The organism is Zhongshania aliphaticivorans, assembly GCF_001586255.1.
GTDB lineage: Bacteria > Pseudomonadota > Gammaproteobacteria > Pseudomonadales > Spongiibacteraceae > Spongiibacter > Spongiibacter aliphaticivorans.
Window position 1 is genome coordinate 1,979,240 of record NZ_CP014544.1, and the last position, 16,556, is coordinate 1,995,795.

General features: G+C 48.0%; 11 protein-coding genes. 8 read left to right on the forward strand and 3 right to left on the reverse strand.

Features of this window, described 5'->3' with window-relative positions:
- The first annotated feature begins 12 nt into the window (after positions 1–12).
- The 8 genes from AZF00_RS08755 (at position 13) to AZF00_RS08790 (ending at position 13,318) form a co-directional block, all read left to right on the forward strand.
- On the forward strand, positions 13–3,033 hold the full coding sequence (locus AZF00_RS08755) for a Tn3 family transposase (protein WP_082793662.1): 3,021 nt from the start codon (positions 13–15) through the stop codon (positions 3,031–3,033).
- 90 nt (positions 3,034–3,123) lie between these two features.
- Positions 3,124–3,582 carry an RNA methyltransferase gene (locus AZF00_RS08760; protein ID WP_231856198.1) on the forward strand — a complete coding sequence of 153 codons (459 nt, stop codon included), beginning with the start codon at positions 3,124–3,126 and terminating at the stop codon, positions 3,580–3,582.
- Positions 3,583–3,835: 253 nt separating this feature from the next.
- Positions 3,836–5,269 (forward strand): phosphoethanolamine transferase, encoded by a 1,434-nt coding sequence (locus AZF00_RS08765; RefSeq protein WP_231856209.1) that lies wholly within the window; start codon positions 3,836–3,838, stop codon positions 5,267–5,269.
- Positions 5,270–5,274: 5 nt separating this feature from the next.
- Positions 5,275–5,991 carry a phosphatase PAP2 family protein gene (locus AZF00_RS08770; RefSeq protein ID WP_062383575.1) on the forward strand — a complete coding sequence of 239 codons (717 nt, stop codon included), beginning with the start codon at positions 5,275–5,277 and terminating at the stop codon, positions 5,989–5,991.
- Positions 5,992–6,179: 188 nt separating this feature from the next.
- Complete coding sequence (locus tag AZF00_RS08775; RefSeq protein ID WP_156474855.1) at positions 6,180–7,385, forward strand: TolC family protein; 1,206 nt, start codon at positions 6,180–6,182, stop codon at positions 7,383–7,385.
- The gene (locus AZF00_RS08780) at positions 7,382–8,434 is read left to right on the forward strand and encodes an efflux RND transporter periplasmic adaptor subunit (RefSeq protein ID WP_062383585.1); all 1,053 of its coding nucleotides are present in this window, start codon (positions 7,382–7,384) and stop codon (positions 8,432–8,434) included. Before AZF00_RS08775 ends, AZF00_RS08780 begins: the two co-directional genes overlap by 4 nt.
- Complete coding sequence (locus AZF00_RS08785; protein ID WP_062383588.1) at positions 8,431–11,448, forward strand: efflux RND transporter permease subunit; 3,018 nt, start codon at positions 8,431–8,433, stop codon at positions 11,446–11,448. Before AZF00_RS08780 ends, AZF00_RS08785 begins: the two co-directional genes overlap by 4 nt.
- 157 nt (positions 11,449–11,605) lie before the next feature.
- The gene (locus tag AZF00_RS08790) at positions 11,606–13,318 is read left to right on the forward strand and encodes a BamA/TamA family outer membrane protein (RefSeq protein ID WP_008251058.1); all 1,713 of its coding nucleotides are present in this window, start codon (positions 11,606–11,608) and stop codon (positions 13,316–13,318) included.
- Positions 13,319–13,492: 174 nt separating this feature from the next.
- Here the strand turns inward: AZF00_RS08790 and AZF00_RS08795 are convergent, their stop codons facing one another.
- The 3 genes from AZF00_RS08795 to AZF00_RS08805 form a co-directional block, all read right to left on the reverse strand.
- Positions 13,493–14,395, reverse strand: a complete 903-nt coding sequence (locus AZF00_RS08795) for a DUF368 domain-containing protein (RefSeq protein WP_008250368.1) — start codon at positions 14,393–14,395, stop codon at positions 13,493–13,495.
- 95 nt (positions 14,396–14,490) lie between these two features.
- Positions 14,491–15,339, reverse strand: coding sequence for a hypothetical protein (locus tag AZF00_RS08800; protein WP_008250366.1), 849 nt, complete (start codon positions 15,337–15,339; stop codon positions 14,491–14,493).
- Between the two features lie 309 nt (positions 15,340–15,648).
- The gene (locus AZF00_RS08805) at positions 15,649–16,545 is read right to left on the reverse strand and encodes a polysaccharide deacetylase family protein (RefSeq protein WP_008250364.1); all 897 of its coding nucleotides are present in this window, start codon (positions 16,543–16,545) and stop codon (positions 15,649–15,651) included.
- Between the last annotated feature and the right edge of the window lie 11 nt (positions 16,546–16,556).

Sequence of the window (16,556 nt, forward strand, 5' to 3'; positions counted from 1 at the left end):
TAGGCTAAACGTATGGCATATGAAGAACGTGTTCAAATCTTGTCCGATGCAGAACAAGACGATTTTTATGGGCCCCCAATTTTCACGTCCAACGATCAACGCTTCATTTTCGCTCTGAACGACAAGGAACTGGCTGTCGCTAATAAATTCCGAAATCGTGGGCAGCGCTACATGTTTATTGTGCTGCTGGGTTATTTTAAGGCTAAACCTGTAGTGCTGAATCCTGGATTTCATCAGATAAAACATGATCTAAAGCACGTCCACGAAACGGTACTGCCAGGACCCGGCTTCAGACCGTTCAATCTCTCGCAGAAAGAAAACGAGAGGATTTACAAGCGGATATTCGAACTCTGCGAATACCAGCGCTGGAGTTTTAAAGCCCATGGATCTGCTTTGGTAGCCCACCTAACGCAGCAGGCCAAAGCCTGGTCTGCTCCGAGGCACCTCTTCGACGCAGCGATTGAGTATTTATCAGGGCAGAAAATTGCGATCCCTGCCTACAGCACCCTGCAAAAGATCATCAGCCAGGTTGTTGGTCAGGAGCGAGATCGGCTGATTACCCACGTAGATCTCGAACTGCCTCAGGAGCTAAAAGACGCATTGGCTGCCCTCGTAAACGTAGACGGATCGCTAACGTTGCGACAGTTACGTCAATCTGCCCGTAACTTCACAGGAACTGAGCTGGAGAAGGAGCTGACCGTACATCGCCACATCCAGCACTGGATGTCGCAAGTGAATGCCATATTGAGTACGCTATCGTTGTCCCAGAAAAATCAGCAGCACTTTGCAGAACGGGTCGATTACTATGGGGCTAAACTGAAGCGGCAGTCTGTGGGAAATCAGAGGCTTTATCTCCTGTGCTATTTGCAGTTCCGCTGGCAGCAGGCGTTGGAACGCATAGCCGATGGTTTTGTTCATCATGTCCGACAGGCCAAGAATAAATCGAAGGCTTATGCGCAGGAAGTAGTTTATCAAGATTGGCAAAAAGCCGCTAAAAATGTCAGCAAGGCTGCGGAAGTTCTACATCTGTTCATTGATGATAGCATCGATCAACAGCAACCGTTTGGGGCGGTAAGACAGAAAGCGCTGAAGCTGCTTGCGGAGAAAGATCTGAAGTCTGTCTACCTGTTCCTGAATGAACAAAAGCGTTCCGTTGAGGAAGCTATGTGGCAATACTATGACCAGAGAGATAGCTTAAGGGAAGGGTTGCTTCGGCAGCTGTTTCTTTGCCTACGCTATGAAGCCAGCGCAGGCGCCCAACGCCTGGCAGCAGCACTGAATCACGCTCGGCTTGATCTTGCAGCACAAGGGGTCATCTCAAATGCAACGATAGACGCCCGGTTGCCCTCCAAGAAACAATTACCGTTCTTGCAGGACGAGGGTGGGACGTTTAACCCAGATCGCTACGAATGGTACCTGTATCTACAGATCCCCGATCGGTTGAATGGCCAGCTGACCTTGCCTGATGTCATTAAATACCGGGCCTTGGATGCAGATCTGGTGAGTCGAGAACGCTGGCGAAGAGAAAAGCACAATTTGCTGGAGCAAACTCAGCTACCAAAGTTGACCGCTGAACCGAGTAAGCTGATCGAGCGAACAGCCAATGATCTGGAGATCCGTTTGTATGAGGTCAGTGACTACCTGGAACAGGATGACAACCGGAACATTATCCTACGTAATCCGAAGGGTAAGCGCCTATGGCGGTTGCCGACGGGGAGTAAAAAGTACTTGGTCAACAACCCCTTCTTCCAGCAGATACCGACGACGGGCGTTGCCGATGTGCTGCGCATGGTGGACCGTGATACCGGCTTCATTGAGTGCTTTGAACATGTGCTGGGCGCTCAGTCCAAGAACCGAGCCCACGAATATGACCTTCTGGCGATTCTGGTGGGGAATGCAACGAACCAAGGCATCTACGGCATGGCTCAAATCTCCGATCGCACTTATGATCAGCTCAGTACCATCCAAGCGAATTACCTGCGACTGGAAACCCTGAATGCTGCCAACGACAACATCAACAATGCGACGGCCATGCTTCCAATCTTCAAGCATTACAATATCCAAGAGGATATTATCCACGCCAGTGCCGATGGTCAAAAGTTTGAGGCCCGGCGAGAGACCTTCAAAACCCGCTATTCATCGAAGTACTTTGGAACTCAGAAAGGCGTCTCGGCCATGAGCTTAATCGCTAACCATGCCGCTATTAACGCCAGGGTGATCGGAGCGAATGAACACGAATCCCATTACATCTTTGACTTGCTGATGAATAACAGCTCGGAAATCATTCCGGACGTGCTCTCTACGGATACCCACGGAGTTAATCACGTCAACTTCGCTCTGCTAGACTTGTTTGGATACAGCTTTGCACCGCGTTACGCGCAGGTTAGTCGCGTCATCAACGAGATGTTTGATGTAAAAGAAGACAAAGATCAGAGAATTCAGCTACGCCTGAAAAAAGCCATCAATACCAAACGTATCATGCAGCACTGGGACACCATCCAACGGATCGCAGTGTCACTCAAGGAGCGAAAAACGACACAGGCCACGCTGGTTCGTAAACTCTCCGGGTACAAGAAAAACCATCCCTTGCTGGAGGCCCTAACGGAGTACAACCGCTTGGTAAAAGCGAATTACTTGTTGAACTACATCGATGATGCCAGCCTGCGTAACTACGTTCAGCGAGCCCTTAATCGGGGGGAAGCTTACCACCAGCTGCGTCGAGCAATCAGCAACGTCAATGGGGATCAGTTCCGGGGCAGCTCTGATGAAGAAATCCAACTATGGAACGAATGCGCGCGCTTGGTCACCAACGCCATTATTTACTTCAATTCCAGCATACTCAGCCAGCTGCTGACGAGCTTCGAATATCAGAATGACGATAAGCGAATACAGATTGTCAAACAGGCTTCTCCAGTGGCTTGGTATAACATCAACTTGAAGGGTATCTATACCTTCGAAATGAGTGAAAAACTACCGGATCTGGAGGAACTGATGCGCACAATCGAGGGATATTTACCGGTTCGGGAAAAGTAATACCCCCTGGGAGGCCTCGGATGGCGGGGCTTTCAGCGATTCTTGTCGTTTTTGGACGGAAAATCCCTAGTACCCCACAGTCGAGAGGCAATGGAGCATTATCGCCAGTCGGTAAAAGAACAGCGCGATCAGGATCAACGGAAGCACGAGCAATACAGCCAACAGCTTCAGTCTGAAATTCGCGCCCTGAATCAAACTCTTTCAGTTAAACAATCTGATATCACGCAGTTAAACAAGGACAACGGGCGGCTCGCGGCTGAGCTTGGCTCCATACAGAAAGCAGCAGCAAAGCTGGAAACCGAGCAACGTAAACTTACCACGGATCTGGATTCCAAAGCGGAAGAGTCTGACTCGCTTAAAATTCAACTTTCCGAGCTCGCAGCTCAAGTAGAGGAACTCGATAAAGTTAAGAAGCTGAACGAAGAGCTGCAAGCCTGGAAGGCAGAAGCGTCGGTATCGATAGGCAAACTGGAAGCAGAAATTTCAATCAAGACTGATATGATGAATCGTTTACTGGAGGAAAAAACAAAAGCGCCGGAGCCAAAATAAAATAAAGAGTTGGACGGTGAGCACAGATGACCGACTGCTGGGTATTTTCTTATATTGTCTTAATTTTTTTACGATGTGTAAGGCTCCCACACAGTCCGCAGTGAGCTTAACTAGACTAGTAAGGACATCAAGATGTAGTAAAAAACTATATTAAAAACATGCAATTAGATGAACTTTGGCGAATTTTTCCAGAATGACGGCCGACCCTCTTCTTCTGTCAGTGTTCGTCCTGCTTTTTTCTGCCCTATTATTTATGCTCTCACTGTTCAGCTTAATCATGCCGAGCAAATATGTGGCGATCCTCTTTATCAGTGTTGCTGCGTTCAGTGCCTACTTTTCCGACCAATACGGCACGGTTATCGATATTGAAATGATACGTAATATGATCGAAACCGACACATCGGAAACCGCCGATTTGATTACTTGGGGATTGATGTCGAGAGTTCTCGTACTCGGTTTGCTGCCTGCCATTATTGTCTTTCGCCTCCGACTCCAGAAAGTAAAAATCCAGCGCTACTTAGCTGCGCATGCCTTAGTCACTGGCGTATCCCTATGTGTAGCCGCGGCGTGCGTACTCAGCTATAGCAGCCAGTACGCTAGTTTCTTTAGAGAACACAAATCTGTTCGATATTACGTCACGCCAGCCTATCCAATTTATTCGGCTTTGCAATTTGCAGCGAGTTTCTCCCATATCGACACAGACCTACCTTTCAAGTCATTCGACGCTATTTCTAGTATTCTGGAAGACGAAACTGACCACAAAGAACTTATCATCCTCGTTGTTGGTGAAACCGCCCGCGCAGACCACTTTTCCCTAAATGGTTATTCGCGCGTCACCAACCCATTATTAGCGAAGGAAAGTCGCCTCATCAGCTATAGCCGCATCCAGTCCTGCGGCACGTCCACCGCGATTTCAGTTCCCTGCATGTTCTCTTATTCTGGCCATGACGGCTTTGACGTAAAGAGTGCTCGCAACACCGAAAATGGCTTAGATTTACTCCAAAAGGCGGGTGTGAATGTTTTATGGCGAGACAATAACTCAGACTCTAAGGGTGTGGCTGATCGTATCCCATTCGAAAATTACCGAACGGCTGACAAAAACCCCATTTGCAACCCAGAATGCCGTGATGAAGGCATGCTCGATGGCTTACAGACCTACATCAATGATCAGACGGGTGACATTCTCATTGTTCTCCACCAAATGGGGAGCCACGGCCCCGCCTATTTCCAGCGCTACCCCCCAGAGTTCGAGCGATTCACCCCAGCATGTCAATCTGCTGAGCTTTCTGACTGCAGTCAGCAGGAGATCATCAATGCCTATGACAACACTATTGTGTATACCGATTATTTTTTATCGAAGGTGATCGATTTCCTTAAAGCAAATACCCCTAAGTACGAAACCGCGATGTTCTATGTCAGTGACCATGGCGAGTCCTTAGGTGAATCGGGAATCTATCTTCACGGTATGCCCTATCGCTTTGCCCCTGATGCCCAAACGCATGTACCCGTAATTGCGTGGATTGGAGAATCCTCCGACATAGATTACGAAAAATCGAAGCGGCTGAAGGATCTCGACAATACCCACGACGAGGTATTTGACACGCTACTGACAGTTTTTGAAGTTAACACCAACCTGCTGCCATCAGCGAAAGACAAACTCATCGTTTTGTCAGAGGAAGACGAGTAAGACTAATGAACCCCAGAAAGCAAATATTGTGGTCGATTCTCGCGCTATTCGTGCTGCTGCTCTGCTTTGAGAAAACGAACCTCGACCTGTTTGTTCAAGATGTCTTCTACAACAGCAGCACCCAGCAATGGATTTTAGATACCACGCATCCAGTACTGCACTTTCTTTTATATGACGGTGCCAAGGCCGCCGTTATTTGCTGGGAACTATTACTGCTTATTGCGCTGACCTTTTTCAGAAATAAACCGCTCGTCAAAGCGTATAGACAGGGAATCACTATCGTTTTAATTGCCATCCCCTTGTCGGCAGGCGTGGTTTCAGTCCTTAAAAACTCGACCAATATCGCCTGCCCTTACGCTTTAACCCATTATGGCGGGGATATCCCCTATGTCCGCATTTTTGATCCTTACCCTGAAGGTCAGCGCCCTCAAAAACAACAGCGCTGCTTCCCAGCGGGGCACGCGAGTGCTGGATTTGCCTTGTTGGCGCTGTATTACTTGCCAAAGACCCGAAAGCGGAAAAATCAATTCCTTGCTTTAGCACTAGGTGCTGGCACGGCGATGGGTACTTACAAAATGCTGGTTGGCCACCACTTTATCAGCCACACACTAATCACAATGGTGCTCTGCTGGTTAATGGTGAATATCGTCGCCTTATGTACACAGCGATTCTCAAACTTAGAACAATCTGAATACACGGCCATTAAAAGCCAGACAGGCTAAGCCTGCGTTCAATTGCAGCCAACTAACTGAAGGTACTTACTTTGCGAACTGGTGGAAATGCGAATTATTCAAGGGAAAGGTTCCTGAGTGGAAAAGTGCTCCTTTGTACTCTGGCCTTATCAGCCTGCTCCACTGCCCCACCACGCCCCGAACCGAATTACCTACCAGACCTGCAGCAGAGCCGAGTTGTGGAATCTGCAAGGCGTCACAACATCGACTTGTCCGCACCGCTGACCGCAAAAGATTTGGCAAGCATCGCAGTACTCAGCAACCCTGAATTAAAAGTGTTGCGAGCATCCGAGAACCTTGCAAGTGCACAAGTGTTCGCCGCCGGGCTTTTCCCTGACCCAAGTTTCTCCCTTGGTGTAGACACCCCGATTAACGGCAGCGGTTTGGTCAACGCGATTAGCGCATCCATCGGCCTTGATGTCGGCGCGCTCTTGACGCGATCAAGCACGCTTAGCGCCAGTGAAGCCCATTTGCAAAGCGTACGATTTGATATTGCCTGGGCTGAGTGGCTTACCGCCGAAAATGCAAAACTACTCGCAAGCCAAATAAGCTACCTACGCAAAATCCATCACCTTAGCGAGACGGCTTTAGCGCTATCCCATGAAGAGCTAATGCGTACTGAAACCGCTGTATTACGAGGCGACCTGCCCCGTAGCGCGATACAACTTCCGCTTCTCGTCAATACCGACGCTCGCTCCCAGTCAAGAAATACCGAGAGCCTCCTCCTGGTCGCCACCCAAGAGCTTCATCGTTTAATGGGTTTACCGCCCTCCGTCGGCTTAACATTGGCATCACCAACACCGACTACAGAACAACTCGAACTCCCTGTAACTGATGCTCTATTCAAGCTGGCAACCATTCATCGCGCTGACTTAGCCGGAATGCGAATGGAACGTAAGAGCGCGGCTGAAAACACAAATACAGCTCGAATGAAGCAGTATCCATTACCCGTGATCGCGCTTAATGCCGCGCGGGACACGGGCAATCTTAAAACGCTTGGGCCTAGTGTGTCGATCACACTGCCACTGTGGAATCGCGGTCGCGGCGACCTTGCCATTGCGCAAGCCACTGAAGAACAAGCTGATGCGGCTTATTCCGCCCGCCTACTCAATATCTATGCAGACCTCGATGCTGCCTATTCCGCCCTGCTATTGGTCAACAAACAAGCACGCGACGCGACTGAAATCGCGTTGCAAATGGATGCATTAGTGTCAGGAACCCTAGCGGCTGTTGCGCGTGGTGATTACGCCGCATCGCTGTCAAACGAATTGCGCATAGCGTCCATTAACAAGCACATTCAAGCGATTGAACTAGCAATGAAACAAGCCGAACTCTTAATCGCACTAGAATTAAACCTAGGTGTACCGCTGGAGAATATAAAATGAGATTAATGTATCTATGCTCCGCCGTGCTGCTAAGTAGCTTATCCGCCTGCGGGAAAGCGCCTTTAGACACCGTCATAGAGCCGACGGCACTGGTATCTATCGGCGTGGTTGAACTCGGCGACATTGCAAGCATAGTGCCCAGCTTCGGCGTCGTCGAATACGACCCCCAGTTTTTACACAATATTAATTCCGAAATCGAAGCACATGTTACCGACCTTCAAGTTCAAGCAGGGAGTTCTGTTAAGAAAGGCCAAGTCCTACTGAAACTCAAACCATCAGAAAGCGCGAAAATAGATATCGAGCGGGCGCGGCGGGACGCGTCAACCGCGCGAGCCAATGCGGCGCGTGTGCGACGGCTAAAAGATGACGGCCTTGCCAGTAACGCCGATATCGAACAGGCACGCAGTCAGGCAGAAGACATGCAAAGTCTTGCCGACAGTTTGCAGCAACGATCGAACACGCTTTCTGAGGTCAGGTCACCTGAGGACGCGATCATTGAGTCGATACTGGTCGAATCTGGCGGAATTGTCGCACCGGGCTCTACCTTGCTTCGCCTCTCAATTGGGCCTCACTTACGGGCTAGGCTAAATTTAGAATTAGAAGACGCCGCTGTAATAGAACTTGGTAGCCCAGTGCGACTTAACGGCCTTGATAATTCAGGGCTTAGTATAGAAAGCAACTTAACTGCTAAAGACCAGAGGGTAGACCCCGCTACGCGAATGGTTACCGCGTACGCCGAGCTGCCACCGCATTCTACCTTACTGTCCGGGCAGGCAGTACGGGCCGAAATTACGACTCTCGTACATTCAAAGGTACCCCTTATTCCCGTCAACAGCGTTTTTTATGATGAGCGTGGTCAGTATGTGTTTATTTCTGAAAACGACACGGCAGTATTAAGACGTGTCACAACAGGGGTCAGTAATAAATCAACGATTGAAGTGACCACCGGGCTAACTGCCGGCGAGCGCATCATCGTAGATGCCGCTGCAGTGCTAACAGATGGAATGAAAACACGTCTTAAGGATGTATTAGCGGAGCCACAGCAATGAACTGGATGCTCGCGCGCCAAGCTCGGTTTCTTGTCGCCTGCTTCATTGTCTTGGTGATTGCTGGCGGCGTTTCATTTATTCAATTGCCGGTGAGCCTGTTTCCTGAAATCAACTTCCCACGTATAGCCATCTCATTGGAAGCTGGCGACCGCCCTGCTGACCAGATGGTCACCCAAATAACACGGCCCGTTGAAGAAGCCCTGCGCAGCATTCCCGGCGTTAAAAACATTCGCTCGCAGACCAGTCGAGGGGCCGCTGAAATATCGATTTCTTTAGATTGGGGTGGTGATATTAGCACCGCAGCACTTCGCGCAGAATCAGAGATCTCCCGCTTATCGCCGAGCCTCCCAAGTGGCTTAGCCTTTACTGTAAGGCGGATGGATCCAACAATTTTCCCAGTATTAGGCTACTCACTAACATCGACGGAGCTATCCCAAGTCGCCTTAAAAACCTTCGCCCGCTTTGAACTCCAACCCATACTCGCCACTGTTGACGGTGTCGCTGAGGTGACAGTGCTTGGCGGCAATGACGCAGAATACCAGGTGATCGTTGATCCACTGCGCCTGCAATCAGTCGGCTTGTCTATTACCGACATTGAAGCAGCGATTCAAGCCGACAATAAGGTTGAGGCCGTAGGGCGATTTGAAGACCGGTCGCGATTGTATCTCTCCTTAGTTGATGGTCGATTAACCACAATTGCCGACATTGGCACCATAATTGTAAAAGCTCAAAACGGCACCATTATTGATCTGGCGGATGTGGCTGACATTCAGTTGAATACCGCTCAAGAGTGGACGCGTGTCACCGCAGACGGGAAAACAGCGGTATTGGTGAATATTCGGCAGACACCAAATGCTAATTCAATTGCGCTTACCGACAGTATTAAGAAATTAATGGCTCGGGAAGCCGCGCGCTTCCCCTCCTCCATCGTTATCACACCTTATTACGACCAATCAGACCTGGTACGCGCTGCGGCGAGCAGTGTTCGAGACTCTATAATTATCGGCACAATCCTCGCTGGTCTCGTGCTGTTTCTATTTTTGCGCAGCATAAGAATGGTGCTTATCGTTGCGGTGATCCTGCCTGCCGTACTGGTGTCTACAGCCTTACTACTCAATCTTCTGAATCTAAGCCTAAACATTATGACATTGGGAGGCATGGCAGCCGCTGTTGGACTGATAGTTGATGACATTGTCGTGATGCTAGAGCACATCAGCCGTCGCCTAAGTGATAAAAATATATCCGTGTTAAGCGCAGCAGCTGAAATGACAAGCCCCTTAGTGGGTTCATCACTGGCCACTATCATCGTCTTCACGCCACTCGCATTTTTAAGCGGTGTGACGGGAGGCTTTTTTAAGGCACTCGCTATTACCATGGCGTCAAGCCTGATTTTCTCAATGATTTATACCGTGACGATATGCCCACTTCTCGCCACCAAGCTCGCAAACGAGAACGATGCTATACGAGCAGAGAACGCGAATCACTGGTTAGACAGAATCGCTGATGCATATGAAAACCTCATGCACCGGCTGTTCGCACACTCACGGATCTGGACAATATCAATGATCGCCGTAGCGTCGATAATCGCAGGCCTTTCCAGTAGCTTTGTGAGTTCAGGGTTTATGCCGCAAATGGATGAAGGTGGCCTAATACTCGACTACGTCGCCCCACCGGGAACATCGCTAACTAAAACAGACCAGATGGTCTCAAAAATGGAAGAATTCATTCGCGCAGTGCCTGAGGTCGAAAGTTACTCCCGCCGCACAGGCTTACAACTCGGTGGTGGGCTAAGCGAAGCCAATGAAGGCGATATGTTTATCAAACTAAAACCGCTACCAAGACGCCCAATAGAAGAAGTGATGGCTGACATACGCCAGCGGGTGGAGCTCAACATTCCCGGTCTATCTATAGAAACCTTACAGCTCATGGGCGATATCATTGGCGACCTAACAGCAGTACCACAACCCATAGAAGTGAAACTCTACAACAGCAACCCCAAATCGCTTGCCATAGCCGCAAATACCGTAATGGATACACTGCAAAATATTAGCGGCGTAGTCGAAGTACAGATATCTGATCGTATCTCCGGCGATGCCATTGTGGTGACCTTAGACCGCCGCCGCGTAGCTCTAGAAAATATGGATCCATCTCAGGTTACCGCGCAAGTTAAATCACTTATGAACGGAAGTTTGACTGGCGAGATTCAGGCCGGTGAGCGCAGCATTGGCATTAAAGTGTGGCAAGCAGAGTCGATGCGCGAGCGTATTAGTAATCTCGAAAATACTAAAGTGCAATCCAATGACGGCCACTTGATTCCCCTTAAACGAATCGCATCTATCGATATTATCCAAGGGCAATCCCAAATTAGCCGCGAAAACCTGCAAACCATGACCGCCGTGACGGCGCGCCTCGACGGCAGGGACATGGGCTCTGCCATGAAGGAAATTACTACAAAAATGCAGGGAATTATTTTACCGCCCGGCGTGCGCTATGAATTTGGAGGACTCTTTCTTGAGCAGCAAAAGTCTTTCCGCGATCTAATAGCTGTGTTCATCGCCGCGTTTATCCTATCTGGTTTGCTTTTGCTGTTTCTGTTTAGAGATTTCACTCAAACAGCGTCGATACTTGGCGTGGTATTACTCTCTGTCACCGGCGTACTCGGCGGCTTAGTCATCACCGGTACCGAACTCAATATAGCAGCCTTGATGGGCGTCACAATGGTCATCGGCATAATCGCAGAGCTGGGTGTATTTTACTTTGCAGAACTCCCCGAAACCAACATTGAACACACTCACCGCATAGCCGCTGGTCGCGCTAGATTGCGACCAATTTTCATGTCGGCAAGCATCGCCATTCTGGCCTTAGCGCCGCTCGCCTTACAGTTTGGTCAAGGGTCTGCGCTTTTAGCACCAATGGCAGTCGCCATCATATCTGGACTCTTAGTTGGCGCGCCGCTTGTATTAGTAGCGGCACCGCTACTTCACAGCGCAATGCAGATCGAGAGAAACACCTAAAACCCCGAATTGCACTGAAAATAAGTCTGTACGTATACGTATATGTATAAATTAATAAGGAAAGTTAGTCTAAACTTTCTCGTTTTCTTCAAGAATACCTAAGAAACAAACACTATGATGGAGATTAATAAACCATACAAATTGGGTATACAGAGAAATGCTAACGAATAAACTATGGCACGCTCTATGTTACTTTACCTTGCTATCAAGCTACACCGCTTATGCTTCTGAAATAGCGGAAAAAGAATCCATTGGGTCATGCGACCAAAGCGATACTGAACGTCACAGCGAGCTAACAGACGTCAACTTCAAAGCTACTGGCATAGATTATGGCAGTGCGACCGTTGGGAAAATCGACATCGATGCCAGCCCTATTTTCGATGAAAACAACCCCGACGAAAACAATTGGGCATTTAGACTTGTAAACCGCTTACACGTAAAAACCAAAGCCGGAGTCATTAAAGATGACTTGCTATTTAAGCCCGGCGACAATCTACAAGACGTGTCCATATCGGCAAGTGAACGTACACTCAATACTCGCCGATACCTTACCAACGCAAAGATTTCGACTGCTCCTCCTTGCAACGGCGTTTCAAATGTTACTGTAAGCACCAGAGATGTATGGACATTAAAACCCAAATTGAGCTTATCTCGCTCTGGCGGCAACAATAATAGCAGTGCCGGCTTTGAAGATTCTAACTTCTTTGGTACTGGCAAAAGCGTATCAATAATGCGTTTCAACAATGACCAACGTTCCGGTCAAGTATATAGTTACTACGACCCAAATACCGGCGCATACAAAAGTGCATTAAAACTTCGATACTCGGAAAACTCCGATGGCATAGAAAAGAAATTTCAGCTTTACCGTGATTTCTTAGACATCAGTACTGACTGGAGCGGCGGAATCTTCTATGGTGACAAAAGTGAAGTAGCGTCGGTTTATGATCTAGGAAAGAAAGTTTTCAACTACGAGCAGCAGAGTAAATCTGCGTCTGTATTTTATGGCCGGCGATTAGATTCCGCATCTGTCGATAACGAGTATGCGAGACGCATTGTCTTCGGCGTAACGTCAAGCGCTGAAACGTTCACTCCCGATACCATAGTCCCTAATAGTAGTTTTTACTTACCGACGGATAGAGACGAAAACATTGCATGGATAGAGTACCAAAAAGAAATAGATGACTATATTTCAACAACGAACATCAAACAAATAAACCGCCCTGAATACTTCAATCTTGGCGGAAAGTTTACTGCTCGACTCGGTTACTCGAACTCTAATATTAGCAGCGACTTTAATGCCTACCTGCTCGATATCGAAGATAGCTACGCATACAAACTAAAAGACAATCATCTGATTATAGGTTCTACAAAACTCACCGGTAGATACACCGACTCCGGTCTACTTAATAGTGCTATTGAAGGTGATGTATCGTACTACTGGAAAAACATGGAGCGTGGCCAGTTTTTTGCCAAATTATCTGGATTGAAGGGCTACAACTTGTACCAAGATACCATCATCGAACTTGGCGGCGACACTGGCCTACGAGGCTACCCGTCACACTATCAGTCAGGAGATAAGAGTCTTTTATTCACCATGGAACAACATTTCTTTGGCAACACTGAATGGCTATCGCTCTTTTATGCCGGTGCAGCTGTCTTTTTTGATGCCGGGTCGGCATGGGGCACAACGAGTAATTCACCCGATTGGGTAAAAGACGTTGGTGTCGGTCTTAGGTTCTCTGGCACGAGGAATGGCAGTAGAGAAGAAGGCGAACATAATGTGCTACACATGGATATTGTAGCGCCTCTAGATGGTAAAAGTGATATTTCGAGCTACCAGCTCAGAGTAAAAACAGAGAAGCGTTTCTGATATAAGCAGCACGCTAATTTGACTGAACTTAGCTCGGCCTTGCTATGCGGGCGAGATGAGGCTTTACAATTTTGCTTCCTCTTGGCACGGCTAAACCGGCTTACTTACTCAAAACTTCGTCAATATCGCTATCTATCAACTCAGAAGGTAGGAATTTCATAGCATTGCTACCAATCAATTTGGCTGTCGTCGCGATGAAACATATTCCATACCGAATACAATCCCAAGACCCGCAGTCATGAGCGCTATACATAGGGCAATTTGTGATACAGGATACTCGACGCTATTCCATGGAAACACATTTTGAATCGTTGCGATGCTACTACCATCTGTATTGCCAGTCTGCTTCCAGGGCCAAAGCAACGTTAAAGATCCAATTAGAACACCTGTCAGCCACGATAAAATTCGATTCCGATGTTCGTGTAGTAGCCACGATAAAAGCCGTACAAATAAGAGAAGCCCAGTCCCACATCCGGCAGAAAATATCAGTATTGTCATGATATCCAGTGATTTAATAGCTGTAATCACAGGTTGGTACATTCCCAATAGTAAGAGAATAAAGCTACCAGAGATTCCTGGGAGAATCATTGCGCATATTGCTATCGCCCCAGACAAGAACAAGGCCAATGGGGTGACGTCGAATTGCGCTGGTCGAATTTCCCCAATACTAGCTGCAAATATAATACCAAATACCAGCCATAATAATCGGCCACTATTCTTAGGCATCTGACGATATACAAACGAACTTGACGCTAGTACAAGACCGAAGAATAGGGCCGATATTTGAGAGGGGTAAAACTCCAAAACATGAGATATCCCCTTCGCTAACGACAAGACACTAAACACGATGCCTAAGCCAAGGCTAAGCAGAAAATTGCCATTGATATGCGTCCAAAAGGCTTTTATGCCACCCCTATACAACACCTTCGCGGCGTCTAGGTTAAACGACTTGATACTTTCAATCAGCTCCTCGTAAATACCCGTAATATAAGCGATAGTACCGCCAGAAACACCGGGAACAACGTCAGCAGCCCCCATCAAAATTCCACGTAAAAATACCCCAGGGAAGCGACCCATTCTTCATTCCTTGTTAATTTAAATTGTTAGTTACTCGCCACAACGAACTTAGTACTAGAGATAAAACTAAATAGCTTCCCCTGCGAAATACAGAATTATCGCTTATCCAAACGATCCAATTTAATATGAATGGTGCCAAGATAATCCACTTTCCCTACCATCTCCAAAATGACGTGACGCTCCGGGTCGTAATATGCCACCCAGTCGCCTTTAAAGCCCAACGAGTCGGATTTCGAATTCGTTTCCTCACCGTAGGGCCGAGCGCTAATCTCTATGACTAGAGCGTTAATCGACTGTTTAACTTTTACTGTTCCGCTAAGCGTTCGCTCCTTAAAGCGTACACGAACACTTTTCCTACCGCTAACGGAAGCACTTAAATCGGTCACGCGACCTTTCTCGTAGAAGTACAGGTGAAGGGTGTCACCCAACTCGGGGGCATCCAGCATAGCCAAACGGTAGAAAAGCGCTTCCGCTTCCGTTATTGGCGCTGGGGCCAAAGTTTGTGATTGGAGACTCATCTCCCTTACATCACTCCATTCGCTCCAATTTCGCTTCTCTTCATCACGAGATAATGGCCTGCGTTTCTGAACAACAATCTCGTCGGCACAATAGCGAAAACTGCGCTGACGATTTTTATTACCAGAGCGAAGTGCAGAGTTTTGAATGACACTACTGTCTGAAGTCATGATAGTAGATGTTTCAGTATGGCGGCCGAGCACCTCAGTAGTCACCCCAAGCTCTACGAGATTTAAGATATCCTCAGGAATCGCGCAGCTTGCAGTACTCGGAATCAGCCTCTTTTGCGCTTCATCCCTTAATATGTGCTGCAAGTGAACATCGAGTTCCAATGAAACAAATAATGCTTTGGCAGAGTATTGCAGCCTCGACCAGGGAAGAATGGGATCCCCATCGCCTTTTGACAAAGAGCTTTCTGCTTGGGCCATCGTAGTTGACCCTAGAACACATAGAACAATGGTATGAAATGTTAGTTTCGAATTCCGCTTCATGCTAACCCCGTGGCGTTGCCAAATTCACATGCAGAATTTCATATTATTAATATTCACTGAATACTGTACACACTCGTCGTCATACCACTGAGAGAAGAATACGTGCTGCAAAAATATTGGCACACGACGAGTTCTAGCCTTTTGACTTCATGCAGAGAGCCCGGTAATCCGCACAAAATCACTATAAATATTATTTCTATTTCAGACAGAACGTAGCGAGATAGTGACTAATTCATTATTGAAATTTCAAAAACTACTCATCGCCAACTCACCACTCCGCCCTTCTATCTCCGCCCATGTAATGGGAAGCATCGGAATTTCCCGATCAGAGAGATAAGCATGCCGTTCGGCGAGTGTTTGGAACTGCTGTTCACCAGCAATGAGGTATTGTATTAGCTGATCCATTGCGGGCAGCAGCTTCATCCCTTCCATTTCGGCATGCAGGGTATACACGTGACCGTACTCATTGGCCTTTAAGCTATGCTGAAAGAGGCATTCCGCTATATTGGTACCACTTATGCCGTTGGCACCAAGTAACTCATCCATGGTCGGCAATGTAGTGGGGATCTGCATGCAAGAGCTTGTCGCGGCTAAGGTCTGCGGAAAAAATGGGGTATCACCACGGGTATCACTTGCGTATGTAAAGCCCAATTCCGCCTCCAAGTGCGGCACAAAATCGTTTAGCTGCCAGCCAGCCGCACCTATTGTGGTGGGTTTACAACCAAGATACTGGTCGAAGGCCTGCATTGCCAAGTTCAACTGATTACGAGTCCAGTCTTCACCCTGATTGCGGACATTGTCTTGCCAGCGCACGTGATCGTAGCAATGTACGCCAACCTCGTGCCCCGCATCGACGACCGAACGCATAATTTGCTCAGTGTTTTTTGCGATGTGAGGGCCAGGCAGCAGAACCCCATATAACAACGTCTTTAAACCGTAGTGTTCCAGTACTGAGGTTCTCGCTACTTTACTGAAAAACCCCGGCCTGAAAATACGCTTCAGTGCACGGCCAGTATTATCTGGGCCAAGGCTGAACAGAAATGTGGCTTTAATATCATATTTAGCGAACAAGGCAAGCAGTCGTGGCACGCCTTCACGTGTACCACGATAGGTGTCAACATCTACCTTTAATACTATCGACATAGGCTTCTCAT

What these genes read in the sequence shown, in the direction of transcription:
- AZF00_RS08755 (WP_082793662.1), top strand. Translation starts at nt 13, where the DNA reads ATGGCATATGAAGAACGTGTTCAAATCTTGTCCGATGCAGAACAAGAC.
- AZF00_RS08760 (WP_231856198.1), top strand. Translation starts at nt 3,124, where the DNA reads ATGGAGCATTATCGCCAGTCGGTAAAAGAACAGCGCGATCAGGATCAA.
- AZF00_RS08765 (WP_231856209.1), top strand. Translation starts at nt 3,836, where the DNA reads ATGCTCTCACTGTTCAGCTTAATCATGCCGAGCAAATATGTGGCGATC.
- AZF00_RS08770 (WP_062383575.1), top strand. Translation starts at nt 5,275, where the DNA reads ATGAACCCCAGAAAGCAAATATTGTGGTCGATTCTCGCGCTATTCGTG.
- AZF00_RS08780 (WP_062383585.1), top strand. Translation starts at nt 7,382, where the DNA reads ATGAGATTAATGTATCTATGCTCCGCCGTGCTGCTAAGTAGCTTATCC.
- AZF00_RS08785 (WP_062383588.1), top strand. Translation starts at nt 8,431, where the DNA reads ATGAACTGGATGCTCGCGCGCCAAGCTCGGTTTCTTGTCGCCTGCTTC.
- AZF00_RS08790 (WP_008251058.1), top strand. Translation starts at nt 11,606, where the DNA reads ATGCTAACGAATAAACTATGGCACGCTCTATGTTACTTTACCTTGCTA.
- AZF00_RS08795 (WP_008250368.1), bottom strand. Translation starts at nt 14,395, where the DNA reads ATGGGTCGCTTCCCTGGGGTATTTTTACGTGGAATTTTGATGGGGGCT.
- AZF00_RS08800 (WP_008250366.1), bottom strand. Translation starts at nt 15,339, where the DNA reads ATGGCCCAAGCAGAAAGCTCTTTGTCAAAAGGCGATGGGGATCCCATT.
- AZF00_RS08805 (WP_008250364.1), bottom strand. Translation starts at nt 16,545, where the DNA reads ATGTCGATAGTATTAAAGGTAGATGTTGACACCTATCGTGGTACACGT.